Annotated in this window: 27 protein-coding genes; 16 read left to right on the top strand and 11 right to left on the bottom strand. The window is 62.2% G+C overall.

The window, feature by feature from the left end; translation table 11 throughout:
• Positions 1–110 precede the first annotated feature (110 nt).
• Entirely contained in the window at positions 111–1,298 is a 1,188-nt protein-coding gene (locus ACEN93_RS23210; protein ID WP_495610543.1) for an S-type pyocin domain-containing protein, read from the top strand.
• 18 nt (positions 1,299–1,316) lie between these two features.
• Positions 1,317–1,568 (top strand): pyocin S6 family toxin immunity protein, encoded by a 252-nt coding sequence (locus ACEN93_RS23205; protein WP_039771372.1) that lies wholly within the window; start codon positions 1,317–1,319, stop codon positions 1,566–1,568.
• A gap of 63 nt (positions 1,569–1,631) precedes the next feature.
• Here ACEN93_RS23205 and ACEN93_RS23200 read toward each other — a convergent pair whose 3' ends face one another.
• On the bottom strand, positions 1,632–2,096 hold the full coding sequence (locus ACEN93_RS23200) for an outer membrane lipoprotein (protein WP_007969461.1): 465 nt from the start codon (positions 2,094–2,096) through the stop codon (positions 1,632–1,634).
• Between the two features lie 166 nt (positions 2,097–2,262).
• Between ACEN93_RS23200 and ACEN93_RS23195 the strand changes: the two genes are divergently transcribed.
• Positions 2,263–2,499, top strand: coding sequence for a hypothetical protein (locus tag ACEN93_RS23195; protein WP_007959143.1), 237 nt, complete (start codon positions 2,263–2,265; stop codon positions 2,497–2,499).
• A gap of 5 nt (positions 2,500–2,504) precedes the next feature.
• Here the strand turns inward: ACEN93_RS23195 and pdxH are convergent, their stop codons facing one another.
• The 5 genes from pdxH to dinG all read right to left on the bottom strand — a co-directional run bounded on the left by pdxH (position 2,505) and on the right by dinG (position 10,369).
• A complete protein-coding gene (gene pdxH / locus ACEN93_RS23190; RefSeq protein ID WP_074691408.1) occupies positions 2,505–3,152 on the bottom strand; it encodes a pyridoxamine 5'-phosphate oxidase in 648 nt (215 codons plus the stop codon).
• Between the two features lie 24 nt (positions 3,153–3,176).
• Entirely contained in the window at positions 3,177–4,283 is a 1,107-nt protein-coding gene (locus tag ACEN93_RS23185) for an OmpA family protein (RefSeq protein WP_414882279.1), read from the bottom strand.
• A 113-nt stretch (positions 4,284–4,396) separates the two neighbouring features.
• Entirely contained in the window at positions 4,397–5,542 is a 1,146-nt protein-coding gene (locus ACEN93_RS23180) for a serine hydrolase domain-containing protein (RefSeq protein ID WP_201816778.1), read from the bottom strand.
• Positions 5,543–5,648: 106 nt separating this feature from the next.
• Entirely contained in the window at positions 5,649–8,129 is a 2,481-nt protein-coding gene (locus ACEN93_RS23175; RefSeq protein ID WP_495610542.1) for a beta-agarase, read from the bottom strand.
• A gap of 95 nt (positions 8,130–8,224) precedes the next feature.
• Positions 8,225–10,369, bottom strand: a complete 2,145-nt coding sequence (gene dinG / locus ACEN93_RS23170) for an ATP-dependent DNA helicase DinG (protein WP_007952008.1) — start codon at positions 10,367–10,369, stop codon at positions 8,225–8,227.
• A 99-nt stretch (positions 10,370–10,468) separates the two neighbouring features.
• Here dinG and ACEN93_RS23165 point away from each other — a divergent pair, with 99 nt between their 5' ends.
• On the top strand, positions 10,469–10,933 hold the full coding sequence (locus tag ACEN93_RS23165; protein ID WP_074691390.1) for a CopD family protein: 465 nt from the start codon (positions 10,469–10,471) through the stop codon (positions 10,931–10,933).
• 72 nt (positions 10,934–11,005) lie between these two features.
• On the opposite strand, the gene ACEN93_RS23160 is transcribed toward ACEN93_RS23165, so the two are convergent.
• From ACEN93_RS23160 to ACEN93_RS23145, 4 genes are all read right to left on the bottom strand, one after another.
• The gene (locus ACEN93_RS23160; RefSeq protein WP_039771355.1) at positions 11,006–11,764 is read right to left on the bottom strand and encodes a collagen-like triple helix repeat-containing protein; all 759 of its coding nucleotides are present in this window, start codon (positions 11,762–11,764) and stop codon (positions 11,006–11,008) included.
• Positions 11,757–12,035 carry a DUF1145 domain-containing protein gene (locus ACEN93_RS23155; RefSeq protein WP_085612355.1) on the bottom strand — a complete coding sequence of 93 codons (279 nt, stop codon included), beginning with the start codon at positions 12,033–12,035 and terminating at the stop codon, positions 11,757–11,759. The genes ACEN93_RS23160 and ACEN93_RS23155 overlap by 8 nt, the downstream gene beginning before the upstream one ends.
• A 162-nt stretch (positions 12,036–12,197) precedes the next feature.
• The gene (locus tag ACEN93_RS23150) at positions 12,198–12,920 is read right to left on the bottom strand and encodes a PA1041 family peptidoglycan-binding anchor lipoprotein (protein WP_039771352.1); all 723 of its coding nucleotides are present in this window, start codon (positions 12,918–12,920) and stop codon (positions 12,198–12,200) included.
• 89 nt (positions 12,921–13,009) lie between these two features.
• Positions 13,010–13,705 (bottom strand): PA1041 family peptidoglycan-binding anchor lipoprotein, encoded by a 696-nt coding sequence (locus ACEN93_RS23145; protein WP_064593923.1) that lies wholly within the window; start codon positions 13,703–13,705, stop codon positions 13,010–13,012.
• A 199-nt stretch (positions 13,706–13,904) separates the two neighbouring features.
• Between ACEN93_RS23145 and ACEN93_RS23140 the strand changes: the two genes are divergently transcribed.
• From ACEN93_RS23140 to ACEN93_RS23125, 4 genes are read left to right on the top strand one after another with little or no spacing between them, the layout of a single operon-like run.
• Positions 13,905–14,402, top strand: a complete 498-nt coding sequence (locus ACEN93_RS23140) for a DUF6231 family protein (RefSeq protein WP_011332778.1) — start codon at positions 13,905–13,907, stop codon at positions 14,400–14,402.
• A 4-nt stretch (positions 14,403–14,406) separates the two neighbouring features.
• The gene (locus ACEN93_RS23135) at positions 14,407–14,883 is read left to right on the top strand and encodes a YchJ family protein (RefSeq protein WP_039771349.1); all 477 of its coding nucleotides are present in this window, start codon (positions 14,407–14,409) and stop codon (positions 14,881–14,883) included.
• A 31-nt stretch (positions 14,884–14,914) separates the two neighbouring features.
• On the top strand, positions 14,915–15,400 hold the full coding sequence (locus tag ACEN93_RS23130; protein WP_011332776.1) for an LEA/WHy family protein: 486 nt from the start codon (positions 14,915–14,917) through the stop codon (positions 15,398–15,400).
• A 5-nt stretch (positions 15,401–15,405) separates the two neighbouring features.
• Positions 15,406–15,612, top strand: coding sequence for an SEC-C metal-binding domain-containing protein (locus ACEN93_RS23125; protein WP_007955014.1), 207 nt, complete (start codon positions 15,406–15,408; stop codon positions 15,610–15,612).
• Positions 15,613–15,758: 146 nt separating this feature from the next.
• Here ACEN93_RS23125 and ACEN93_RS23120 read toward each other — a convergent pair whose 3' ends face one another.
• The gene (locus tag ACEN93_RS23120; RefSeq protein ID WP_495611565.1) at positions 15,759–16,316 is read right to left on the bottom strand and encodes a cysteine hydrolase family protein; all 558 of its coding nucleotides are present in this window, start codon (positions 16,314–16,316) and stop codon (positions 15,759–15,761) included.
• 147 nt (positions 16,317–16,463) lie between these two features.
• Between ACEN93_RS23120 and ACEN93_RS23115 the strand changes: the two genes are divergently transcribed.
• The 8 genes from ACEN93_RS23115 (at position 16,464) to ACEN93_RS23080 (ending at position 26,431) form a co-directional block, all read left to right on the top strand.
• Positions 16,464–17,108, top strand: a complete 645-nt coding sequence (locus tag ACEN93_RS23115; RefSeq protein WP_085666828.1) for a glutathione binding-like protein — start codon at positions 16,464–16,466, stop codon at positions 17,106–17,108.
• 213 nt (positions 17,109–17,321) lie between these two features.
• Positions 17,322–19,772 (top strand): penicillin acylase family protein, encoded by a 2,451-nt coding sequence (locus tag ACEN93_RS23110; protein WP_103387425.1) that lies wholly within the window; start codon positions 17,322–17,324, stop codon positions 19,770–19,772.
• Positions 19,773–19,979: 207 nt separating this feature from the next.
• Positions 19,980–21,014: a ligase-associated DNA damage response exonuclease gene (locus ACEN93_RS23105; protein WP_039771341.1), complete on the top strand. Its 1,035-nt coding sequence runs from the start codon at positions 19,980–19,982 to the stop codon at positions 21,012–21,014.
• Complete coding sequence (locus ACEN93_RS23100) at positions 21,011–22,699, top strand: ATP-dependent DNA ligase (protein WP_495610541.1); 1,689 nt, start codon at positions 21,011–21,013, stop codon at positions 22,697–22,699. Before ACEN93_RS23105 ends, ACEN93_RS23100 begins: the two co-directional genes overlap by 4 nt.
• A 326-nt stretch (positions 22,700–23,025) precedes the next feature.
• Positions 23,026–23,808, top strand: a complete 783-nt coding sequence (locus ACEN93_RS23095) for a transporter substrate-binding domain-containing protein (RefSeq protein ID WP_011332769.1) — start codon at positions 23,026–23,028, stop codon at positions 23,806–23,808.
• A 56-nt stretch (positions 23,809–23,864) separates the two neighbouring features.
• Entirely contained in the window at positions 23,865–24,593 is a 729-nt protein-coding gene (locus ACEN93_RS23090; protein WP_495610540.1) for an ABC transporter permease, read from the top strand.
• Positions 24,590–25,300 (top strand): ABC transporter permease, encoded by a 711-nt coding sequence (locus ACEN93_RS23085; RefSeq protein ID WP_039771337.1) that lies wholly within the window; start codon positions 24,590–24,592, stop codon positions 25,298–25,300. Before ACEN93_RS23090 ends, ACEN93_RS23085 begins: the two co-directional genes overlap by 4 nt.
• A gap of 12 nt (positions 25,301–25,312) precedes the next feature.
• A complete protein-coding gene (locus tag ACEN93_RS23080) occupies positions 25,313–26,431 on the top strand; it encodes a succinylglutamate desuccinylase/aspartoacylase family protein (protein ID WP_495610539.1) in 1,119 nt (372 codons plus the stop codon).
• The last annotated feature ends 7 nt before the right edge of the window (positions 26,432–26,438 follow it).

Below are 26,438 nucleotides of genomic sequence, written 5' to 3'. Positions count from 1 at the left end.
ACAATCCCCACGTCTTTAGAGATACGTCCTACAGCCACGATTTTCCTGCTTCGTTAACGTCGTGCAGCCCCTTGCGAGGGGTTGCCGATGCATGAACGAAAGGACAATTAGTGGCTGGTCAAAAGGACATTCCTCGGGTTCCCAACCCACCGGCGGGCGACGGGCATCACGTTACCTACCGCTACATGACGGCCACCGAACTGGCCGATCAGCAAGAACGACAAGACAAGTACGACGCCATGCTGACGAGGCAGGACGCCTTCGAGCGCAGCCGTGAGGTGGCGGCGAACAAGCCTGAGCCGGTGCGCGCGGGCTGCGTGTTTGCCAAGTCGTGCAAGCTGCCGGACGCGATCATCGATTACTCGAATCCGTCGGGGATGGTGCCGACAGACAGCCTGAAGGATTACGGCGAGCTGATTTTGCTCGGTGGGCGTGAGGCCAATGACAGCGGTGGGATTGAACTCAAGAAAATCAGCGGCACTGCCATTCCTGCGGGGCTGGGCACTTTTGCCCTTGCCGGTGAGGCGTTCAAGGCATTGCCCGCGCTGGCCTCTGCTGCCGTCATCAGCCCGCTGCTCGGGCTGGTGGCGATGTTCGTGCCCTCGAACCTGGGCGACAGCGCGCTCTATACCGAAGACCAGTTGCTCGCCCTCAAACAGGTCCGAACCCGTGTGCGCTTGCGCGTTGAACAGCAGGCCGATGGCAGCCTTAAGGGCTACGGCTTCTACACCGGCAAGAATCGCGATTGGGAGATGGTTGATGTTGTGCAGTTCGCTGCACGCGATAGCCGGTTTGTCGCAGACCTTGGTGAAGGTGTTGAGCTGGTCTGGACGCCTGCCGTGGATGGTTCCGACATTCTTGGTATTCCGGAACTGGAGGCTGCTCCGCAGGCGCCGCATATCTGGGTGTACCCGCCGACGAAAGCGGCGGACGGGATTCTGGTGAATCCGGTTTATCCGCCGGAGTATCGGGATTTCATATTGGTGTTTCCGGCGGAGTCCGGGGTTAAGCCGCTGTACATTGTTGTCAGCAAACCTGGAGACCATAAGTACTACGATGATCCCGAAACACTTCCTGCGTTCCCCGACACTCAAAGGGTGAAGTCAAAGGCCTCAGTACGAGGTGGTGGGAAAAAGAGAGCCCGCTGGCTTGATGGAAAAGGCCGGATATATGAATGGGACTCCAAAACCGGCGCTATTGAGCTGTACGACAAGCTGGGAATTCATTTGGGAGAATTCAATCATTTGACCGGAGAGCGAACAAAAAAAGCAAAGCCAGGCAGAACGACTCCCAAATAACTCACTAAAGAGAAAGAGATGCGCTATTTATCGATCACCGGATTTTTCCCCGATGAGAAACAGGATGACTCGTTGCAATTCGAGCTTAAGGTCAAAGACTACGGATTGAGCCAAGCGTTAGCGCAAATCACTGAATCCAAACCACTTGAGGAAATAGAACCAGGAGAGCTGGAGATGACAGAGAGTCAGGTCAGACAGGCAGCTGAGCTACTTAAAGTCGACTTTCCGCAAGGCTTGGAATACTTCATTGGTACTCGTGCGAGCTCGTGAACATATAAAGAAAAACCCCGACCAGTCACCTGATCGGGGTTTTCTTTTACCACTCGTTTGCGTTTAGTGCGAAACGCGGCTGGTGCCGCCAACAGTCGAAATCCGTACCCGCTCACCGACGCGGAACACTTCATTCTCCTGCACTTGCTGCACATAGGCGCGCATGCTGCCGTCGTCTTCACGCACGGTGATTTCAACACCTTGAGTGCGGGTCAGGCCTTCTTCAGTGGCCGAACCGATCAGGCCGCCGGCCACGGCACCGATAACGGCTGCAACGATGCTGCCTTTGCCGCCGCCGATCGCGCTGCCACCGACGCCGCCAACCACTGCACCGGCAGCGCCGCCGATCGGGGTCTTGGTGCCTTCGATTTTCACCGGACGCAGGGATTCGATGGTGCCCATGCGAATCGTCTGCACGCGACGCGCTTCGTCACGGGAGTAGGAGTCACCGGTCAGGCTCGACTGGCAGCCGGTCAGCAACATCGCCATCGTGGAAAAGGAAGCAACCAGCAGAACAGACTTACGCATAGCATCAACTCCAAAGGACAGGTATTCATTAAACTCCGCAGCTTGACGCCTGTCACGGCGTCGCCCGGATTAAGTTGCTTTCATTCAGGCCCGGTACAGGCGCCCGCGAACTCACCCAACAGTAGCGCCAAATTCCATTTCCTGCGCCGCCGACCCAAGGATTTCCATGGATTACTTCATCATTGTCGTCACCACAGCCGCCGGCCTGTACTTTCATTGGTGGCTGTATGTGCGGATCAAACGCTGGATGGATCGCGATCTGGCATTGTCACTGGCCGGCAAGGATGAAGGCAAACGCGCCTTCATGCTCGAACGGCTGAAGCAGGCTCAGGCGCAGAAGATCAAGCGCCGGGACCTGCCGAAGTGGCTTGAGGCCGCTGCGGCAGGCTATCCCGCTCGGTAGACTGCTCAGGGTGCCAGACGTTCAAGAATCCAGTCGGCGCCCTGCACACGGTAGTTGAGGCGATCGTGCAGACGGCTCGCGCGGCCCTGCCAGAACTCGATGCGCTCGGGGAGCAGGCGGTAACCGCCCCAGTGTTCCGGGCAGTGAGGCTGAGTGTCGGTGAAGCGTTGCTCGGTCGCCTTGAGCAAGTCTTCCAGTTCACCCCGGCCGTTGATCACCCGGCTCTGCGGTGACGCCCAGGCGCCGAGTCGGCTCCCCAGCGGTCGCACCTGATAGTACGCATCCGACTCTTCGGGCGTGACCTTCACCACCCGCCCTTCGATCCGCACCTGGCGCTCCAGGGTCGGCCAGAAGAATGTCATGGCAGCAAACGGGTTCGCCGCCAGATGCTGGCCCTTGGCGCTTTCGTAGTTGGTGAAGAAGGTGAAGCCCTGCTCGTCCAGCCCCTTGAGCAGCAGAATGCGGCAATGCGGACGGCCGTCCGCATCCACCGTGGCCAGGGTCATCGCGTTGGCTTCCACTGGCGCCTGTTCGGTTTTCACCGCTTCGGCAAACCACTGGTGAAACAACGCAAAGGGCTCGGCCGGGGCTTGCGCCTCGGTCAGGCCGTCCCGGGTGTAATCACGACGCATATCTGCCAGAGACTGGGTCACGGCGCATTCCTTTTCGTTAGCGGATCACTTTTTGGTGGTATCGGTCGCAGCGACTTTCTTGTCGGTTGCAGCGGCTTTGGCGGGTGCGGTCTTTTTCGCCGGAGCCTTGGCCGGGGCCTTCTTCGCTGGAGCCTTGGCAGCAGCTTTTTTGGCCGGAGCCTTTTTGGTGGCCGGTACAGCGGCTTTCTTCGCCGCCGGCGCCGGGGTCACCGGTTTGGCGGCAGGCTTGACGTCCTGGGCAGCAACCATGGTCACTGGCTTCGGTGCTGGCATGTTGTACTTGCTCAGCAGCGCGACCATGGTGTTCTGCGGGGTCACCAGCAGTTCGACACGGCGGTTCAGGGCACGGCCTTCAACGCTGTCGTTGGCGGCACGCGGTGCTTCGGAACCCATGCCGCGCAACATCAGGCGATCACGCTGCAGGCCGCTGAGGCGGAAGATCGCCGCCACAGCCTGGGCGCGTTCCTGGCTCAACTTGACGTTGGCCGGAGCGGCACCGGTGGTGTCACTGTGACCGAGCACCAGTACGGCGGTTTTCGGGTCGGCTTCGAGGATTTTCGCCACGCGGGTGAACGGGCCGAGAGTCACTGGCAGCAGCATGGCCGGGCGATCCGGGTTGAACGAGCCTTCCACCGGCGCCGTCACGACCAGCACGTTCTCACGGCGTTCGAGTTGCAGGTTGCTGTCCTTGATTGCGGTGCGCAGGCGCGGTTCGTAGTCATCCAGCCAGGCTTGAGTGACTTTCGGATCGGGCATCGGCACGACTTTGGCCGTGTCCTGCTCCTTGCCGCCGAACGGCCACCACCATTTGCCGCCCTTGTCGGCTTCAGCCTTGGCGACTTCGACCGGTTTTGCTTCGGGCTTGGCTTCAGCTTTCACTTCTGGCTTGGCTGCCGCCGAGTCGTCCGAGCCAAACGGCCAGTACCACGGACTGCTGCTCTCGGCCTTGGCCACCGGCTCGGTGGCGGCCGGTTTCAACGGCGCAGGCGCCGGAGCCGGCTCCTTGGCAGCAACTTTGTCGGAAGAACCGAACGGCCACCAACTGCCGCCATCGGCGTCGTTCTTCGGAGTCTGTGCACAACCGGTGATTGCGAAACACAGGGCCAGGGCGAGAGTTTGTTTGGACGACATTGGAAACCCACAAAAATAATTAGTGAACAATCAGAGGACTTTCGCCCGGATAAACAGACGCTTTGAAACGAAATTCGCCATGAGGTTCCGGCCCTGGAACCTCGGACGATGCTTTACAGACAAGTGGCAAGTACCCGCGCCAGCTTCTGCGCGCGCGGATCCATCAAGACGTACGGCCCCAGGGTATTTGTCACAAATCCGAAGGCCACATCGTGCTCCGGATCAGCAAAACCGATGGAACCACCCGCACCCGGATGCCCGAATGCACGCGGGCCGAGGCCGTAAGTGGCATTCGGCACGTCGGGTTGATCAAGCATGCAACCGAGACCGAAACGGGTGCGGGTCAGCAAGGTCTTGTCCTCGCCGAGGCTGTGTTCGCGGGTCAGTTCTTCGAGCATTTCGCTTTCCAGGAGGCTGCCGTCGAGCAGACCGGCGTAGAACCCGGCCAGACTGCGCGCATTGCCGTGGCCGTTGGCCGCCGGTTGCTGCATGCGGCGCCATTCCGGCTTGTTGGTGCTGGTGAGCACCGACGGCGGATTGGTGAAGGCCCGAGTGGTCATCGCTGTTGGTTCGCGCATGGTGACTTGCAGCAGGCGCTGGGCGGCGGCGTCGCCAGTGTTGCCTTTGCCACGGGCAATGTGCGCCACGCGATGGAATTCTTCGTCGGCCAGACCGACATGAAAATCCAGCCCCAAAGGTTTGGCGACCCGCGCGACGATCGACTCCCCCGGTCCACGACCGTCGGCGCGCCGCAGCAATTCGCCGATCAGCCAGCCGTAGGTGATCGCGGCATAGCCGTGACCGGTGCCCGGCGTCCACCACGGTGCTTCGGCCGCGAGGGCGTCGACCATGGTCTGCCAGTCGTACAGTGCTTCAGGCGCGAGCAATTCGCGCAGGGCCGGCAGACCGGCCTGATGGCTAAGCAGTTGGCGCAGGGTGACGGATTCCTTGCCGGCGGCGGCGAATTCCGGCCAGTAACGGGCAACCGGCGCATCGAGCTGCAACTTGCCTTCGGCAACCAGTTGCAGCGCGGTGACGGCGGTGAAAGTCTTGGTGCAGGAGAACAGGTTGGCGATGGTGTCGCTGTGCCAGGCCTCGGCGCCGTCCTTGTCGGCGGTGCCGGACCAGAGGTCGAGGACGGTTTCGCCGCCGACCCGGATGCACAACGCGGCGCCGCGTTCCTGGGGATCGTCGAACAGTGCAGCGAAGGCTTCGCGCACCGCTTCGAATTGAAGCTCGTAATGTCCCTGAATCTGCACCCGCAACTCCCCCGCGAAAACGCTCTACAAAGTGGCCCGCATTGTTCCAGCCCGTGAGGCTTTTGGGAACCGCTGCGGGCCGGGCGGTCTTCAGGTTTCGTATTGATCAGTGGCCGTTGCCGGAATGCCCGCCGGTGTGGCCTGCGCCCTGCCCAGGGCCTTTGCCGGCGTCCGCTTTACGGCCGCCTTCGGCTTCGTGGCCGGCCTTGTCCGCTGCGGCAGCCGCCTTCTGCGCCTCTTTGCTCAACTGATCGACGGTCGCCAGGTTGCTCTTGCGCACGGCTTCGACAAAACCCTGGAACGGCAGATCAGTGACCCCGACCAGACCAAAGTGACCGTTCTCGCCATCGAGCAGGCGCCCGGTCACCGGTTGATCCAGATACTGGAACCAGTGCACGCCGACAATCGACGGTTCGCTCAGCGCCTGTTTGAGGAAGTTGGCATAGGCAGGGCCGCGATCTTCTTCCTTGCTCAACGGGGTCACACCGCCCCAGAACGGGCCTCGGTCGGTGGAGCCGAAGTTGAATTCGGTAATCAGCACCGGTTTGTCGAGGCTGCGCAGCGCGGCGAAGTCATAACCGTCCTGCGGTTGCAGGGTGTACATGTTGAAGCTCAGCACGTCGCAATACTGGGCGCAGGACGTCACGGCTTCCGGGGTGCTGGTGGCGAAACGGCCGCCGAGCAGCAACTGGTTCGGCGCGTGCCATTTCAGCGAGTCGGAAATGGTCTTGAAGTAGGTGTCGGCGAAGACCTTCTGGAAGTATTTGAAGTCGGCCTCGATTTCCGGATGCTCCGGGTTCGGCAGCGGCGCTTCGAAACCCGGGTCTTCCATCAATTCCCACGCCGGCAGATCAATGCCCCAGGCCTTCGACAGCCCCGCCTGATTGCGGTACTTGTCGCGCAACTGCTTGAGGAACGCGCGTTTGGCCGGAACGTCGGTGGTCATTTTCAAGGTGCCGTAGGCCAGCGCGTAACGGGATTTCGGGTCATCGCCGGGGCCGGCCCAGGCCAGTTCGTTGTCGGCGAAGTAGCCGATCAGCCACGGATCATCGCGATGATCGCGGGCGGCAATCGCCACGGCGCGTTCGGTGGCCATGGCGAAACGCGGATCGAACGGGTCAGGCATGCCGCCCCACCAGTCGGTCCCGGTGCTGATGCTGGTGTAATCGCCGACGATCGACAGCGGCAAGGTGTACGGCATGCGCTCGGCGTCACCGAGGACAGGCGCGCTCCAGTTACCGACCGTGTTGAAGCCCCAGGCTTGCAGGCGGTCGAGAGTGTGGCTGGCCCACTTTTGCTCGTCGACCGTGTTTTTGCACGGCGTCGCAACTCTTTGCCCGCTGGTGGCTGCCGACTCGGCAACCCCGGCTTTCGGCTGTTCGGAGGCGGCGACCGGCGCACTGGCGTTGGTCGCCGCTTCTTCAGCGGCCCCGGCCTTGGCGGCTTCGGCCACTCCGGCCTTGTTGCCACTGTCCGGGGTGCACGGCTCACCATACAGACGCTGAAGGTTGGCGCCGTAGAAGTCGTACCAACGCCCGAAGTTGTAGCCACGGCCCTGATCGGCGCCGTTGCCGCCACGGTTATCACCCTCGCCGAAGTGGCTGGCCAGCGGCTCTTCCGGTTTTGGCAGGGATTCGAACATGTATTCGCGGCCTGCCACGTAGGTCTGGTTGACCTCCGGGCTGACGGTGTTCACGCCCAGGGAATAGAACGGATGGCCCTCGGGCGTCACCAGATACCAGCGGCCGTCACGTTTCTCGGTGCGGAAGAAACCGCTGGCCTTGAACGCCGGGCCTTTGCTCCAGCCACCGAACTTGTCCAGCGAGGATTTTTCGCGCTCGGCCAGCCAGGTGTTCAGTTGTTGCTGTTCTTTGGCGGCGGCGGATTTCAGTTGTTCGTCATTGGCGACTTTCTCCGGCCACTTGCCGCGAGTCGACTGGCCATAGGCGTCCACCAGATTGCCGTAGGCGGATTTGATCACCTCGCCCTCGTCCTGCACGCCAAAGCGCTCGAGCAACAGACTTTGCGCGGCTTTCGGCTGGTCCATCGACAGGCTGACCGACACCACTTGGCTGCGATCCAGCTCACCACTGCTGCTCGCCAGCAGAATGCGCTGCCCGTCGATCGTCATCGGCATCACCGGCCCGGCTTTCATGCCCTGGCTGAGTGGCGAGGTCGCGGTCAACGGCACGAGCAAGGTCTGCGCCGGACCGGCCGGCAGGTCAACGCGGCTGACCAGGGTCTTGCCGTCGTTGCTCTGGATTTGCACGTAGACGGTCACCGCCCAGTTCATCGCGCTCTGGATGCGCAGGCTCATCATGCCGGACTGCGACCAGTCCCAGGCACCGGTCTGCGGGGACAGACGCAAGGTCGGGCGAGCCGTCGGGTTGAACGTCACCCGGCGCAGCACTTCACCCTCGGGAGTCTGCTCGGCGTTGGCTTGCGGCAGGTCGGCGTTTTCGGTCGCCACTTTCACCACATCGGCGGGGCGAACAAAGTTGAACAGGGTCTGCTGGCCGGCAGGTGCCGCGAATAAAGGCGCAGCGAAAACCAGGGCAAAAACGGCAGGCAACGAACGACGAATCATGAGAACGGAATTCTCCCTAACGACCCGCAAGGGCCAATGGAAAAGCAGTGACAGAGAGATAGACAGCGCGGCGGGCAAAACTGCCCACCGATGTCTCAGGATATTTCACGACGGAAAGGAGGCAACGCATTGAGGATCGCCTTGCCGTAGCGCTGGGTGACCAGCCGCCGATCCAGCAAGGTGATGGTGCCGCGGTCTTCTTCGGTACGCAGCAGTCGGCCGCAGGCCTGGACCAGCTTCAGCGAGGCATCGGGCACCGAGATTTCCATGAACGGATTGCCGCCACGGGCCTCAATCCACTCCGACAGCGCCGCCTCGACCGGGTCGTCCGGCACCGAGAACGGGATCTTGGCGATCACCACGTGTTCGCAGTAGGCCCCCGGCAAATCCACGCCTTCGGCAAAACTGGCGAGGCCGAACAACACGCTGGAATCGCCGCCATCGACCCGCGCCTTGTGCTTGTTCAGGGTTTCCTGTTTCGACAGGTTGCCTTGAATGAACACTTGCTTGCGCCAGTCACGGTCGAGGCCGTCGAACACGTCCTGCATCTGTTTGCGCGACGAGAACAGCACCAGACTGCCGCGCGAGCCTTCGACCAGTTCCGGCAGGTCGCGGATGATCGCGGCGGTGTGGGCAGCGGCATCCCGCGGGTCGGCCTTCAGGTCCGGCACCCGCAACACACCGGCGTCGGCGTGATGGAACGGGCTCGGCACCACGGCGGTGACGGCTTTTTTCGGCAGGCCGGCACGCATGCGGAAGCGGTCGAAGGTGCCGAGGGCGGTCAAGGTCGCCGAGGTCACCAGACAGCCGTAGGCCACGTTCCACAGGCTGCGGCGCAGGGTTTCGGCGGCGAGGATCGGGCTGGCGTTGACCTCGATGTCGAACAGCGAACCGCTTTCGGCCAGGGTCAGCCAGCGGGCCATCGGCGGGTTGTCTTCGGGGTCTTCGGCGGTGAACGCGGTCCACAGTTCCCAGTTGCCGGAGGCACGGGACAACAGGCTGCCGAACAGTGGATACCATTCCTCGGCCTGATTGCTGGCGATGCCGATGTTGACCTCGCCGTCCATGCCTTCCTTGAGCAGATCCGTCAGGCGGGTGAACAGGTCGTTGAGGCGGGCGAAGCCTTTTTTCAGCTCGATGCCCATCTCGCGCATGTGCTCGGGAATCACCCCACCGATGAAGCGGTGACGCGGACGTTCGCGGCCTTCGACATCTTCACCGGGCTTGAAGTCGGCGATCTGTTCGCAGGCGGTGAACATGAACTGCTGCTGGGTCTTGATCTCCCGCGCCAGCTCCGGCACCTGCTCGATCAGCTTGCCGAGATCGCCCGGCAGCGGGTGCTGGGCCAGCAGTTTGGTGAGGTTCTTGGCGGTGGTTTCCAGCCAGTCGGCGGTGGAACGCAGGCGCGTGTAGTGAGCGAAGTGGCCGATGGCCTTGTCCGGCAGGTGGTGGCCTTCGTCGAATACATAAATGGTGTCGCGCGGGTCTGGCAACACGGCCCCGCCACCCAGTGCGAGGTCAGCCAGCACCATATCGTGGTTGGTGACGATCACGTCGACCTTGCCCATACCTTCGCGGGCCTTGTAGAAGGCGCACTGGCCGAAGTTCGGGCAGTGACGGTTGGTGCACTGGCTGTGATCGGTGGTCAGGCGCGCCCAGTCGGCGTCTTCCAGCGCGTTGGGCCAGCTGTCGCGGTCGCCGTCCCATTTATTGCCGGCGAGTTTCTCGATCATGCTGGTGAACAGCTTCTGGCTGGCCTCATCGACCTCGATCTTGAAGCCTTCTTCTTCGAACAACTGGGCGGTGGCGGTCTGTGCGTGGCCTTCCTGCAACAGCATGTCGAGCTTGGACAGGCACATGTAGCGGCCACGGCCCTTGGCCAGGGCGAAGCTGAAGTTCAGCCCGCTGTTGCGCATCAGGTCGGGCAAATCCTTGTAGACGATCTGCTCTTGCAGGGCGACGGTGGCGGTGGCGATCACCAGGCGCTTGCCGGCCAGTTTGGCCGTCGGGATCGCGGCCAGGCTGTAGGCCACGGTCTTGCCGGTACCGGTGCCGGCTTCCACCGCGACAATCGCGGGGTCGCCACTGCGCCGGCCTTCGTCGTCGGTGTCGATATCCCCGAGGACCTTGGCGACTTCAGCGATCATCAGGCGTTGGCCGTAACGCGGCTTGAGGCTCTTGGCCTCTAGAAAACGCGAGTAGGCGCCCTGGATCGTGGTTTTGAGTTCAGTGCTGATCATTGAGTGTCGGGCGCAAAAAACGCTGGATAAATTTTCAGTGGTTCGGATGGGGGGCTATCATACCCCGCGAATCAATCCTGCGCAGATCGGAGTACCCCAATGACACCTTTTAGCCTCGTTTACCCCATCCATGTACTGGCCGCGCTGGTGTGGGTCGGCGGTATGTTTTTCGCCTGGATGGTGCTGCGCCCTGCGGCGATGAAGGCCCTGGACGGTCCCGGGCGCCTGACGCTCTGGGTGGAAGTGTTTCAAGGTTTTTTTCGTTGGGTGTGGGGAGCGGTGATTCTGCTGCCGGTGACCGGGGTGGGCATGCTGCACCTGCAACACATCGCCTTCGACAACGCACCGCGCTATGTGCAGGTGATGATGGGGTTGTATGTGGTGATGACCGCGTTGTTCATCCGGATTCAGGCATTGATGCTGCCGGAACTGCGCACGGCGGTGCAGGCGAAGGACTGGCCGGCGGGTGCGGCAGTGCTGGGGCGGATTCGCAAGGTGGTCGGGTTCAACCTGCTGATCGGGGTGCTGCTGGTGGCCGTGGCTGCTGCGCGCCCCTCGTTCTGACAAGCGCGTTTTACCTGATCGTTCCCCCCGCTCTGCGTGGGAACGATCAACGTAGAGGGTGGGAGCAATCGATTACAGGCGCTGTACGGTGACAGACCCCGCCGCACCCGCAGGCCCCGGCTGCCCGTCAGCCCCCGGCTTGCCGCTCTTGCCGCCGTCGGCGCGATACACCAGGCAGCCCTTGGATTTGCCACCCGCCCCCGGTTTACCGCCAGGACCGGCCGGGCCACCGGCACCGCCGGCGACTTCGACCTTGATCAGCTCGGCCGGAAACTCGCGCGGCACTTCAAGACGCACCAGCGCGCCCGGTGCACCCGGCTGGCCATCGCTGCCGTTGCTGCCATCAAAACCGTGTCCCGCCTGACCCCAGGTGCAACCCGGCTCCTGACCGTTGGCGCCATCAAGCCCGACAAATCCCGGCGCACCGGTGCCGCCACGGGCATCGACCACCAGTTTCGGCGCGTTCAACGCCTTGAACTGCAGATTCAGATTGCGCCCGGCGCGGGCAGCTTTTTCGTAGGTGCCCGGTGCGCCACGGGCGGTGATCTGGCTGCCTTCGGCGAGTTCGGCGCGGCTGACTTTCATCTCCAGCGCCTGTTCGCTCGGCACGATGGCAATGCGCGCTTCATGGCCCAGCTGCAATTCGCCGACACTCAGTTCGGTCACGTTCGAGGGAATCAGCAAAGTGCCGTAATCGGCGACCACCAGTTTCTCCAGTTGCAGAGTGCTGGCGGTGTTCGGCAGACGCATCAGCGAGTTGGTTTCGACGCTGACCACTTGGGCGCAGGCCAGGGGACTGATGAATGCAGCAAGCAGGCAGAGTTTACGCATGGGAAGCCTCCGGAGCGGCCGGGGCCGGGATGGTTTGCAGGTGGAATACGCCGAACAACAGGATGCGGCCACGATCACGCCAGGGGTGCGGACGCCCCTTCAGGCTGCGATTGCACAGCAACACTTCGAGCACGTGGATCGCCAACAGCAGAGCGCCGGCCAGATTGACCAGCAGGTGCAGCGGATGAACAAACGGCACCAGCTGATTGGCCAGCACCACGCAGCAGAACAGCAGGGTCAACAATCGCCCCAGCCCACAGAACACCTTCATACGCTCCCCCGTGTTGCGAATTATTCTTTGGGCGCACAGTAACGGCTTCTGCAGGGGATAAGCCAGAGGGGAAAATGAAAAAATGCGGACTGCCGCCGGATGGCTGCCGGTTCGATGACGTTCATCGACCGACAGCTCTAGCCTGCGGACTACAGACTCATCCTAACGATTGATGTGCAGTTCCACCCGACGGTTCTGCGCACGCCCTTCGTCCGTATTGTTATCGGCGACCGGTTCACTCTCGCCGCGCCCTTCACTGGTGAGTTTGTTCGGCGCCAGGCCCTGACTCAGCAAATATTCCGCCACGCTGCTGGCGCGACGTTCCGAAAGCGCCTGGTTGTAGGCATCCGAACCCTTGCTGTCGGTGTGGCCGATGACCTTGATGCTCACCACATCGGCATTGCGCAGTTTGTCCATCAGCGTGTCGAGCTGGCTTTTTGCGGCCGGTTTCAAATCCGACTTGTCGAAGTCGAACAGCACGTTGCCGGCATCGTTGAGGGTGATGACTTCGGTTTGCGGGGCCGGTTCGGCCGGTTTCTCGGTGACCGGATATTGCGGCAGCGGACAGCCACGGTGGTCAACCGGTGTGTTGGCCGGGGTATCGGGGCAACGGTCGCGGCGATCGAACACGCCGTCGTCGTCTTCATCGCCATCCTGGGCATAGCAGATCAATCCGCCGGTGAGGATCCCCAGCGCAGCGCCACCGCCGGCCCAACCGCTGCTTTCGAGCGCGCCGAGACCGCCGCCGACCAGCCCGCCAATAAGGCTGCAGATCGGCCAGGTACGTTGATTGAGGGGAGCGGTGCCATCGCTGTGGGTGGCGCAACCGGTCAACAGGCTGCCCAGCAGCAGAACCGGCAAGACGGACCTTGTAAGAACACTCATCGTTAAAGCTCCTGTGTCACCGGCCCATACCGGTTACACAGGAGTAAAGACCCGCATCCGCGACTGCACAAGCCGCGGATGCGAGGGGGCTAGCGGTTGATTTTGATTTCGGTACGACGGTTCAGCGCGCGACCGTCAGCAGTTTTGTTGTCTGCCACCGGCTGGCTTTCACCGGCACCGGTCACCGACACGAAGCTGCTTTGCGGTACGCCGCTTTCAACCAGGTACTTGACCACCGAGTGCGCGCGGCGATCCGACAGTTTCTGGTTGTAGGCATCGCTGCCGACGCTGTCGGTGTGGCCGGTCACGGTCAGTTGCGCCGTGCTGGATTCCTGTTTCAGGCGCGAAGCGACCTTATCCAGGACCAGTTTGTCGGACGGGGTCAGCGTGGCCTTGTCGAACTGGAAGTGAACATCGCGGATGACAATGGTTTCTTCCTTGACCACTACAGCTTCTTCGACCACTGGTGCAGGGGCTGGTGGAGGGCAGCCGTCGGCATCGACCTGTACGCCTTTAGGCGTGCCCGGGCACTTGTCGCGACTGTCCGGCACACCATCGCCGTCTTCATCGCCGTCACCGTGAACCCAGCAATAGGCCGCTGCCGTACCGCCGACGAGTAACGCGCCATACCCCGCCCATGCGGAGCTTTCGGTCGCACCGAGCCCCGCACCGACGACACCACCGACTGCCGCACAGGTCGGCCAGTCGGTTTTCTGCAAACCTGCGCAACCAGTCAACACACTGGTTAGCAGAACCAAGGGTAATGCTGTCCGAACTATGCTCATCTAGTTTTCTCCTGAGGGATCGGCTTAGAACCGATTCAGGGAGTAAAGACCGGAGTTTTAATCTCCGCCAGCAATAGGCCATTGCTGTTTGTGCGCCTGTTCACGGGACTTCGACGAATTTGCCGCAAACCCGCAGGACAGAGATCTAGGCCTTGGCGCCCGGGCAGGCTAGTCTTGGCGCTCTGATTGAGGAGCTTCGATGAACGTCGCCATTTCTTCCCGCACGCCGCAGCAGGCATTGGCCGCCCTGCTCGACCGCTACGCCCCTGCACGTCTGCTGCTGATCGGCGCCAGCGAGTTCCCGGCGCTGGCTGCCTTCAAGGAAGCGCACCCGGACACCTGCGTCGCGCACGCCGCGCCCGGTGCGCTGCCGGCGGAATTGGCGGCCCGCCGTTTCGACCTGGCGCTGGTGGTCGATTGCCTGGAACATTTGCCCAAGCGCGACGGCCTGAATCTGTTGGGCGGGATCCGCAACCTCAACGCCAGCCGCATCGCCGTGCTGGCGGATCTGCCGGCCAGCGGCTGGCAGGAAACCGATTTTTACTCTCTGGCCCTGCAAGCCAGCGAACGCTTCGCCCGTGACGAGCAGGTACTGACACTCTTCACCTACGATCTGCTTGACTACAAACAAGTCCCCGACTGGCTCAACTCGCGGTTCTGGGCCAATCCGGAAAACTTCGGGAAATACTGGTGGTAATGCAATGAGTACAGCCATTTGCCCTTGCGGCAGCGGCAACCTGCTGGATGCCTGCTGCGGTCACTATCACGCCGGCCACCCGGCCCCGTGCGCCGAAGCCCTGATGCGCTCGCGCTACAGCGCCTACGTGCTGGGCCTGATCGATTATCTGGTGGCCACCACCCTGCCCGCCCAGCAAGCGGGGCTGGATCGCCAGTCGATCAGCAACTGGAGCGCCCAGAGCACCTGGCTCGGTCTGGACGTGGAAAGCTCGGAAGTGCTCGGCGGCCAGCCGGAGCACGCGTTCGTCACCTTCACCGCGCGCTGGCATGACGGTCAGGGCGAACACAGCCACCGCGAGCGCTCGTCATTCGTGCAGAACAGCGGGCGCTGGTACTTCATCGACCCGACCGTGCAACTGAAGCTGGGCCGCAACGACGCCTGCCCGTGCGCCAGCGGCCAGAAGTTCAAGAAATGCTGTGCGGGGTATTTCAGCAGCTGAGGCTAGACTGGGCAGCAAAGGGAGTTAAACCATGCTCGGTCATTGGCGCACAATCCAGGTCTTCTCACTGCTCATGTTTCTGGGGCTCGGCGGCTGCGCGTCCTGGTTTACCGACGACGCCCGCGACCCCGCCGTGCACCTGGTGAAAGTCGAAGTGGTGCGCGCCAAGTTGCTGGAACAGAAATTCATCCTGCACTTTCGCATCGACAACCCCAATGACAGCGACCTGACCGTGCGCGGCCTGGAATACCGCATACACCTGGCCGACATGCTGCTGGCCGAAGGCGAGCACGAACACTGGATCACGGTGAACCCCAAAAGCAGCGCGTTTTACAAGGTGCCGATCCGTACCAACCTGTGGCCGAAGGTGAAAGAGGTGGTGAAAATGCTGAAAAACCCGAACCAGCAGATTCCCTATCGACTGGAGGGCGAGATGGAAACCGGTTTATTCATCGCTCACTACGTGCACCTGGCGCGCAATGGCGTGATAATCCCCGCCGATTTGATTACGGAGTGACCCCGATGACCCAGCAACCTCATGTCCATGGCCCAGACTGCAACCACGATCATGACCATCACCACCATGATCACGACCATGGCCATGTCCACGGCCCGAACTGCGGCCACGCTCACCAGGAACCGGTGCGCAACGCCCTGAAAGACGTTGGCCGCAATGACCCTTGCCCCTGCGGCAATGGCAAGAAATTCAAGAAGTGCCACGGCGCTTGATGTTTCAGGCAATTATCCTCTTCGCCTGACACACCGCCATCGCGAGCAAGCTCGCTCCCACGGGGATCGCGCTCCATCAGGAGCAACTCGGTCGAATGTGGGAGCTGGCTTGCCAGCGATGAGGCCCGCGCACTCCCCGATCAGTATCAGGCTGCCCCGAGAATCTCGGCACTGCCGACCACCGTCGCATACTCCCCGTGCAGATTCCCCAGCGACATCGCATGTACCTCTTGCGCCGAACGCAAAGTGCCGAAATAGTCGGCCTTGTCGAAGGTAAAGCACGCATCCTCCGCCACCCACGCGTCAAACCCCAGATTGCCTGCCGTGCGTGCCGTGGATTCCACCGAGTTGTTCGTCGCCACGCCGACAATGATCAACTGCCCGATCCCCGCCTCACGCAACTTCGCCTCAAGCCCCGTCGCACAAAACGCATCCGGCACCTGTTTCTGGATCAGCCACTCGCCTTCCTGCGGTAAAAACCTTTCCTGAAAATCCACGCCTGATTGCTCGGGCCAGAACACCGAATCCGGCGAGCGCGACAGGTGCTGCACATGGATCACCGGCCGACCGCTGCGCCGCCAAAAACTCAACAGCTCAAGAATCCGCTCCTCGGCCGACGGGTTATTCCGCCGCCCCAGACGCGGTTCCAGAATGCCTTTTTGCTGGTCGATGATGATCAGTGCAGCGTTGGCCTTGAGCTCCATGGCGATTTTTCTCACGCGGGGTCATTGAATTTCCCGTACTTGAGCATCACCTCCTGGGATTAAGCAAGCTATCGAACGCACACAGGACAACCTGAAGCCGGCGTTTGCTGTCCGCACGTAAGCCATTTTCCTGATTTGGAGCTTTCCATGATCGACCTGTATTACTGGACCACGCCCAACGGCCACAAGATTTCCCTGTTCCTCGAAGAAGCGGGCCTGCGCTACAACGTGCACCCGATCAACATCAGCCAGGGCGAGCAGTTCCAGCCGCACTTTCTGAAAATCGCCCCGAACAACCGCATCCCGGCAATCGTCGATCATGAACCGGCTGACGGCGGCGAACCGTTGTCGCTGTTCGAGTCCGGGGCGATCCTGCTGTACCTCGCGGAAAAGACCGGCAAGTTCCTGCCCAAGGATCTGCGTGGCCGCCAGGTGGCGTTGCAATGGCTGTTCTGGCAAATGGGCGGGCTGGGGCCGATGGCCGGGCAGAATCATCATTTCAGCCAGTTCGCTCCGGAAAAAATCCCCTACGCGATCAAGCGCTACATCGATGAAACCGCCCGCCTGTACGGGGTGCTGGACAAGCAACTGGCCAACAACGAGTTCGTCGCCGGCAGTGAATACAGCATTGCCGACATGGCGATCTACCCGTGGATCGTCTCCCACAAATGGCAGAGCCAGAACCTGGAAGACTTCCCGAACGTGCAGCGCTGGTTCAACCACATAAAGGATCGCCCGGCGACCGTGAAAGCCTACGCGCTGGTGCAGAAGATCAATCCGCCGAAGTCCTGACCTGCCTTGATCGTTCCCATGTAGAGGCGTCGAACCGCCCGCGTAGAAATGGGCCGCGGAGCGACCCGGGCTGCATTCCCACGCAGAGCGTGGGAACGATCTGCGTGAGCGGGAAGAAATAACCGCTCGCCCCGCTTGCGCGGCCCCCTCCTGCTCACTAACGTAGCGGCTTTATTGCGCCCCCAGCCTCTACCCCCCCGCAGGAGCTTTGCCATGGCCTCGCCAGCCCTTTCACATTTTCTTCCCCGGTTCGGCGTTGCCGCAGCAGTGGCCGGTGTTCTGAGCCTGACCGGTTGTCAGACCTGGAACGCCCAGGACACCCTCCCGCCGACCTCCGGTGTGCAGCCGCTCAAGGGCCTGGCGCAGAACGTTTCGGTCCGCCGCAATGCCATGGGCATGCCGCTGATCGAAAGCAACAGCTTCCACGACGCACTGTTCGCCCTCGGTTACGTGCATGCCAGCGACCGGATCAATCAGATGGTCACCCTGCGCCTGCTGGCCCAGGGCCGTCTGGCGGAAATGTCCGGTTCGTCGATGCTCGACGCCGACCGCTATATGCGCGCCGTTAACCTGAAGAAAAGCGCCGGCGAGCTGTACAAGGCTTCGTCGCCACGGCTCAAGCGCTTCTTCGAGGTCTATGCCCGGGGCGTCAACGCCTACCTGTTCCGCTACGCCGACAAGTTGCCGGGGGATCTGGCTTCCAGCGGCTACAAGCCTGAATACTGGAAACCGGAAGATTCGGCGCTGATCTTCTGCCTGCTGAACTTCAGCCAGTCGGCCAACCTGCCGGAAGAAATCGCTTCGCTGGTGCTGGCGCAGACCGTGACCAATGACAAACTGGCGTGGCTGACCCCGTCCGCTCCCGATGAAAACCTGCCGCTGGCCGAGGCCGACAAGCTGCAAGGCATCAAGCTCAACGGGCAGATTCCGGGGCTGACGGAGCTGAGCAACGCCAGCGAACAACTGGCCGCCATCAACCTGCTGGGCACTCAGTCGTCGAACAACTGGGCCATCGCCCCACAACGCAGCCGCAGCGGCAAGAGCCTGCTGGCCAGCGACAGCCATGGCCCGCTGGCCGCGCCGTCGCTGTGGAGTTTCGTGCAGATCCGCGCGCCGAAATACCAGGCCGCCGGCGTGACCGTGGCCGGTCTGCCGATGGTGCTCGGCGGTTTCAACGGCAAGGTGGCGTGGAGCCTGACCAGCGTGCTCGGCGATAACCAGGACCTGTTCCTGGAAAAAATCCGTCGTCAGGGCAGCACGTTGTCCTACGAGGTCAACGGCAAGTGGCAACCGGTTGCGGTGCGCAACGAAACCTACTTCGTCAAAGGCCAGCGGCCGATTCGCGAAGCGGTGTACGAAACCCGCCATGGCGCACTGCTCAACAGCACCCAGGCCGCCGCTCAGGGCGCAGGCTTCGGCCTGGCCTTGCAGACGCCGAGCTTCACCGATGACAAATCCCTCGATGCGTTTTTCGATCTGAGCCGCGCCCAGAACGTGGAACGCGCTTCGGACGCCAGCCGGGAAATCCGCGCCATCGCGCTGAACCTGGTGTTTGCTGACGCCAGCAACATCGGCTGGCAAGTTACCGGGCGCTTCCCCAACCGCCGCGAAGGCGAGGGCCTGCTGCCGTCGCCGGGCTGGGAAGGTCGCTACGACTGGGACGGTTACGCCGACCCGATGCTGCACCCGTACGATCAGGATCCGGCCCAGGGCTGGCTCGGCACCGCCAACCAGCGGGTCATTCCCCACGGCTACGGCATGCAACTGTCCAATTCCTGGGCCGCGCCGGAGCGTGGCGAGCGCCTGGCCGAACTGGCCGGCAGCGGCAAGCATGACAGTCGCAGCGTGATTGCCATGCAGTACGACCAGACCACCACCTTCGCCGCCAAACTGAAGAAAATGTTTGAAGCACCGGGCATGGCGCAGCCGCTGAAACAGGCGATCGACGCACTGCCGGAAGCCGAGCGCAGTAAGGCGCGCGAGGCCTATACCCGCCTGATGGCTTTCGACGGCAAGCTCAGCCCGACTTCCGCCGATGCGGCGATCTACGAGTTGTTCCTGCAGGAAAGCATGAAACAGATCTTCCTTGACGAGCTCGGCCCGCAGAGCAGCCCGGCGTGGAAAGCCTTTGTCGCCAATGGCGATCTGTCCTACGCCGCCCAGGCCGATCATTTGCTGGGCCGCGAAGACAGTCCGTTCTGGGACGACGCCCGCACCCCGCAAAAAGAAGACAAACCGGCGATCCTCGCCCGCAGCCTGGCGGCAGCGATCAGCGCCGGCGACAGTCAGTTGGGCGGCGACCGCCGGGCCTGGCAGTGGGGCAAACTGCACCGCTACGAGTGGAAGAATGCCAACGGCCAGACCGTCCGCGGCCCGCTCGCGGCAGGCGGCGACCACACCACCCTCAACACCGCGGCGTTTGCCTGGGGCCAGGATTTCAACACCACGCGTGCGCCGTCGATGCGTTTCATTGTCGATTTCGGTCAGAGCGAGCCACTGATGGGCCAGAACGGGACGGGGCAATCCGGAAATCCAGTGAGCCCGAACTACCTGAACGGCATCGATGCTTGGCTCAAGGGCCAGTACATCGGCTTGCCGATGCAGCCGCAGAACTTTGACCGGGTGTATGGCAAGACGCGGTTGACCCTGACTCCCGGCAAGTAACCCCCCATGATCGTTCCCACGTCGAGGCGTCGAACCGTCCGCGTGGGAATGCAGCCCGTGACGCTCCGCGTCACTGGACGCAGAGCGTCCCCTGAGGCATTCCCACGCAGAGCGTGGGAACGATCATGCGACAGTTCAGAAAATCAATAGAACTTCTGACTTCGCGCCAACCTCATAGCTAACAAGTCCCTCCATTCCGGTAACGCCATGGACCTTGTTATCGCCCGCCCCGAAGGCCTCTACTGCCCCGCCGGGGACTTCTACATTGACCCGTGGCGGCCCGTCGAGCGTTCGGTGATCACCCATGCCCACGGCGACCACGCCCGTGGCGGCAATCAGCATTACCTGGCCGCCAGCGCCGGCGAAGGGATTTTGCGTGCGCGTCTGGGCGCGGACATCAACCTGCAAACCCTCGACTACGGCCAGCGCCTGACCCACCACGGCGTCACCCTGAGCTTTCATCCCGCCGGTCATGTGCTCGGCTCGGCCCAGGTGCGGCTGGAATACGGCGGCGAAGTCTGGGTCGCGTCAGGCGATTACAAGATCGAACCGGACGGCACTTGCGCGCCGTTCGAACCGGTGCGCTGCCACACCTTCATCACCGAATCGACGTTCGGCCTGCCGATCTACCGCTGGCAGCCGCAGGCGCAGGTGTTCGCCGAAATCAATCAGTGGTGGCAGGCCAACATCGAGGCCGGCAAGGCCAGCGTGCTGTTCTGCTATTCGTTCGGCAAAGCCCAGCGGATTCTCCACGGCATCGACGAAACCCTCGGGCCGATCCTCAGCCACGGGGCGGTGGAGCCGCTGAACCGCGTGTACCGCGAGGCCGGCGTCTACCTGCCGCCGACGATCTACGCCGGCGAGGTGAAAAAGAACGACCCGATGATGCGCCAGGCGCTGGTCATCGCCCCGCCTTCAGCCGGCGGCAGCAGCTGGATGCGCCGTTTCGGCGATTACAGCGACAGCTTCGCCAGCGGCTGGATGCGCCTGCGCGGCACCCGTCGGCGGCGCGGAGTGGATCGCGGTTTCGTGCTCTCGGATCACGCCGACTGGCCCGGCCTGTTGTGGGCCATCGAACAGACCGGAGCCGAACGGGTGATGGTCACCCACGGCTCGATTGGCGTGCTGGTGCGCCACCTGCGCGAAAAAGGGCTGGACGCACAAGGTTTCAACACCGAATACGGTGACGATGAAGAAGAGCTTTCCAGCGCCACGCCTGCGATGGCCGAGGTGCAACCATGAAAGACTTCGCCGGGTTGTACGCCGAACTCGACGCCACCACCTCGAGCAACGCCAAACTGGCGGCCATGCAAGCCTACTTCGCCCAGGCGCAACCGCAGGATGCCGCGTGGGCCGTTTACTTTTTGTCCGGCGGGCGGCCACGGCAACTGGTTCCGGTGAGAGTTCTGCGCGAACTCGCTGTTGAAACGTCCGGGCTTGAGCCATGGCTGTTCGAGGAGAGCTATCAAGCGGTCGGCGATCTGGCGGAAACCATTTCGCTGGTGCTGCCGGAACACCCGCACACCTCCGAGGCCGGGCTGGCCGAATGGATCGAAGACAAACTGCTGCCCCTGCGTGGTGAAACCCCGGAATACCTCGCCCACCAATTGCCCGCTCTGTGGGCGCAGCTGGATCGGCCGAGCCTGATGCTGTGCATCAAACTGATCACCGGCAGCTTCCGGGTGGGCGTGTCCAAACTACTGGTGACCCGCGCTCTGGCTTCCATGGCCGGGCTCGACAGCAAACGCGTGGCGCAACGGCTGGTGGGTTACACCGACCTGTCCAACCGGCCGAACGCCGCCGCTTACCTGAAACTGATCGCCCCCGAATCCAGCGACGAGCACGCCCAGCGCGGCGGCCAACCCTACCCGTTCTTCCTCGCCCATGCGCTGGCGCAACCGGTTGAAACCTTCGAGGCCCTGCTCGGGCCGCCGAGCAACTGGCAGGTGGAATGGAAGTGGGACGGCATTCGCGCACAGGTGGTCAAGCGTGACGGGAAACTGTGGGTCTGGTCACGCGGCGAGGAATTGGTCACCGAGCGTTTTCCCGAATTCGACACGCTGCTGCACGGTTTACCCGACGGCACGGTGATCGACGGCGAGATCGTGGTCTGGAAGAACAACCGCCCGGTCACCGAAGACGCGTTCGATCCGCAGTCGACAGAAGCCCCGGCGGTGCAACCCTTCGCACTGTTGCAACAACGGATCGGCCGCAAGTCACTGGACCGCAAAATCCTCGAAGACGCGCCGGTGGTGATACTCGCCTACGACCTGCTCGAATGGCAGGGCGAAGACTGGCGCAACCAGCCCCAGGCCAGGCGTCGTGAACAACTGGAACAAGTTATCGCCCACTGCAACAACCCGGTACTGCTGCCTTCGCCGACCCTGACCGGTGACGACTGGTTCGATCTCGCCCGCCAACGTGAAGCCTCCCGGCGCCTGGGGGTCGAAGGCATGATGCTCAAGGCCCGGGACGCGATGTACGGCGTCGGCCGCACCAAGGACATGGGCGTGTGGTGGAAATGGAAGGTCGACCCGTTCAGCGTCGACGCGGTGTTGATTTACGCCCAGCGCGGTCACGGTCGCCGCGCCAGCCTTTACAGCGATTACACCTTTGCGGTGTGGGACGGCCCGCCCGGTTCCAGTGCCCGGGCGCTGGTGCCCTTCGCCAAGGCCTATTCCGGGCTGACCGACGCGGAAATGCGCGAAGTCGACAGCATCGTGCGCAAGACCACCGTGGAAAAATTCGGCCCGGTCAGCAGCGTCAAGCCGAGTCTGGTGTTCGAACTGGGCTTCGAAGGCATTGCCCTCTCCCGCCGACACAAGAGCGGCATCGCCGTGCGCTTCCCGCGCATGTTGCGCTGGCGCCAGGACAAGACCGTGGACGAAGCCGACAGCCTGGCGACCTTGCAAAACCTGTTGGTCTGATCCTTTCCTTACGCCTCCCCGATCGTTCCCACGCTCTGCGTGGGAATGCAGCCCGGGACGCTCCGCGTCCCAAAGCGGACGCAGAGCGTCCATTGAGGCATTCCCACGCGGAGCGTGGGAACGATCACACACGAACCAACCTGGTGCAGCATTTCAGGCGTGCCCGTTTTCATGCACTGACCCACCCCGGCCTGCACTTCCTACACCTTTTAAAACACTTGTTCGGGACTCTGGTTCGGAAATTGCTACTTTCTATAAGTCGTAAGCGCTCCAGTAACAATCATTCCGCGCCACAAGCGCTCATATTGGTTCTTAGGGATTGAATAATGAAAAAAGCATTGCTGACCCTTTCTGCACTGGCGTTGTGCATGGCCGCCGGCTCCGCGCTGGCCAAGGAATACAAAGAACTGCGGTTTGGCGTTGACCCTTCCTACGCACCGTTCGAGTCGAAAGCGGCAGACGGCAGCCTGGTTGGCTTCGACATCGATCTGGGCAACGCCATCTGCGCCGAGCTGAAGGTCAAGTGCAAATGGGTCGAAAGCGACTTCGACGGCATGATTCCGGGCCTCAAGGCCAATAAATTCGACGGCGTGATCTCGTCGATGACCGTTACCGAAGCCCGTGAAAAAGTCATCGACTTCTCCAGCGAGCTGTTCTCCGGCCCGACGGCCTACGTGTCGAAAAAAGGTTCGGGCATCACCGACGACGTCGCTTCGCTGAAAGGCAAAACCGTCGGCTACGAGCAAGGCACCATCCAGGAAGCCTATGCCAAAGCCGTGCTGGACAAGGCCGGTGTGAAAACCCAGGCCTATCAGAACCAGGACCAGGTGTATTCCGACCTGACCTCCGGCCGTCTCGATGCGGGCATTCAGGACATGTTGCAGGCCGAACTGGGCTTTCTGAAGTCGCCGCAGGGCGCCGATTATGAAGTCAGCAAGCCGGTCGACAACCACTTGCTGCCAGCCAAGACCGCTGTCGGTATTAAGAAAGGTAACACCGAGCTGAAAGCGCTTTTGGATAAAGGTATCAAAGCGTTACACGATGATGGCAAATACGCCGAGATTCAAAAGAAACACTTTGGCGATCTGAATCTGTACAGCGGCAAATAATGCCCCGGCGCCCATCCTCGATGGGCGCCTTTTTCATTCAGTCAGGTTGCTGATTTATGTTCGAAAACCTCCTGCAAAATCTGGGGCTCTCCGCCTTCAGCCTCAAGGGCTTTGGCCCTTTGCTGTTGGAAGGCACCTGGATGACCATCAAATTGTCGGCGTTGTCGCTGCTGGTGGCCGTGTTGCTCGGCCTGCTCGGCGCCAGTGCCAAGCTGTCAAAAGTCAAACTGCTGCGCCTGCCCGCCCAGCTCTACACCACGCTGATTCGCGGGGTGCCGGACCTGGTGCTGATGCTGCTGATCTTCTACAGCCTGCAAACCTGGCTGACGACGCTCACCGATTACCTGGAATGGGAATACATCGAGATCGACCCGTTCAGCGCCGGGGTCCTGACCCTGGGCTTCATTTACGGCGCGTACTTCACTGAAACCTTCCGCGGGGCGATTCTCGCCGTGCCGCGCGGTCAGGTCGAAGCCGCCACCGCCTATGGTCTCAAGCGCGGCCAGCGCTTTCGTTTCGTGGTGTTCCCGCAAATGATGCGCTTCGCCCTGCCGGGCATCAGCAACAACTGGATGGTGATGCTCAAGGCAACCGCGCTGGTTTCGATCATCGGCCTGGCCGATCTGGTCAAGGCCGCGCAGGACGCCGGCAAGAGCACCTATCAACTGTTTTACTTCCTGGTCCTCGCCGCGTTGATCTACCTGCTGATCACCAGTGCCTCGAACATCATCCTGCGCTGGCTCGAACGCCGCTACGCCGCCGGTGCCCGGGAGGCCGTACGATGATCGAACTCCTGCAGGAATACTGGAAAGCCTTCCTTTATACCGACGGTCAGAACATCACCGGGCTGGCGATGACGATGTGGCTGCTCAGCGCGTCGATCTTCTTCGGTTTCCTCGTGTCGATTCCGCTGTCGATCGCCCGGGTCTCGCCGCACTTCTACATTCGCTGGCCGGTGCAGTTCTACACCTACCTGTTCCGTGGCACGCCGCTCTATATCCAGCTGCTGATCTGCTACACCGGGATTTACAGCCTGGCCGCCGTGCGCGCGCAGCCGCTGCTCGACAGTTTCTTCCGCGATGCGATGAACTGCACGATCCTGGCCTTCGCCCTCAACACCTGCGCCTACACCACGGAGATTTTCGCCGGGGCGATCCGCAGCATGAACCACGGCGAAGTCGAAGCAGCCAAGGCCTATGGCCTGACCGGCTGGAAGCTGTATGCCTACGTGATCATGCCGTCGGCGCTGCGCCGTTCGTTGCCGTACTACAGCAACGAAGTGATCCTGATGCTGCACTCGACCACCGTGGCCTTCACCGCGACCATCCCCGACATCCTGAAAGTCGCGCGGGACGCCAATTCGGCGACCTTCCTGACCTTCCAGTCGTTCGGCATCGCCGCGCTGATCTACCTGACCATCACCTTTGCGCTGGTCGGCCTGTTCCGTCTTGCCGAACGCCGATGGCTGGCGTTCCTCGGCCCGACCCACTAGGACCCTTTAGAGATGCGTCATCAGATACACGACCTGCTGGCCCCGCTGCCGGGGACCGCTCGACAGATCCACAGCTTTCATTTCGGCCCGGACAAGGCCCAGGGCAAGATCTACATCCAGTCATCGCTGCACGCCGACGAACTGCCCGGCATGCTCGTGGCCTGGCACCTCAAGCAGCGTCTGGCGGAGCTGGAAGCCGCCGGCCGCCTGCGCAGCGAAATCGTGCTGGTGCCGGTAGCCAACCCGGTCGGCCTCGAACAGGTGCTGATGGACGTGCCGCTGGGCCGCTACGAACTGGAGAGCGGACAGAATTTCAACCGCTGGTTCGTCGACCTCAGCGAGGAAATCGGCAACGAGATCGAAACACAGCTGTGCGACGACCCGCAGCGCAACCTCGAGCTGATCCGCGCCAGCCTGCGCAATGCCCTCGCCCGCCAGACCGCCAGCACCCAACTGCAATCCCAGCGCCTGACCCTGCAACGGCTGGCCTGCGATGCGGACATGGTGCTCGACCTGCATTGCGATTTCGAATCCGTGGTTCACCTCTACACCACGCCCGAGGCCTGGTCGCAGGTCGAGCCGCTGGCGCGCTATATCGAATCCCAGGCGAGCCTGTTGGCCACCGACTCCGGCGGCCAGTCGTTCGACGAGTGCTTCACCCTGCTGTGGTGGCAATTGAAGGAGCGCTTCGGCGACCACTTCGAGATTCCACTGGGCAGTTTCTCGGTCACCGTCGAGTTGCGCGGTCAGGGGGATGTCACCCATCCGCTGGCCAGTCGCGATTGCCAGGCGCTGATCGATTACCTGATCCATTTCGGCGCCATCGTCGGCGAACCCAAAGCCTTGCCGGCCCTGGCACATCCCGCCACACCGCTGGCCGGTGTGGAACCGGTGGCCACTCCTGTCGGCGGGCTGCTGGTGTACAGCGCCACGCCCGGCCAGTGGCTGGAAGCCGGGCAGAAAATCGCCGAAATCATCGACCCGATCAGTGACCGGGTCACGCCAGTCCATTGCACCGCTTCCGGTCTGCTCTATGCCCGCTCGCTGCGGCGCATGGCCACCGCCGGGATGGTGATCGCCCACGTCGCGGGCGCCGAAGCCTATCGCAGCGGCTATCTACTTTCGCCTTGAGGATGTC

This window comes from Pseudomonas sp. Pseusp21, from assembly GCF_059492145.1.
Note: the sequence above shows the minus strand (reverse complement) of the source record. Positions and strands in the feature narration are given on the sequence as shown.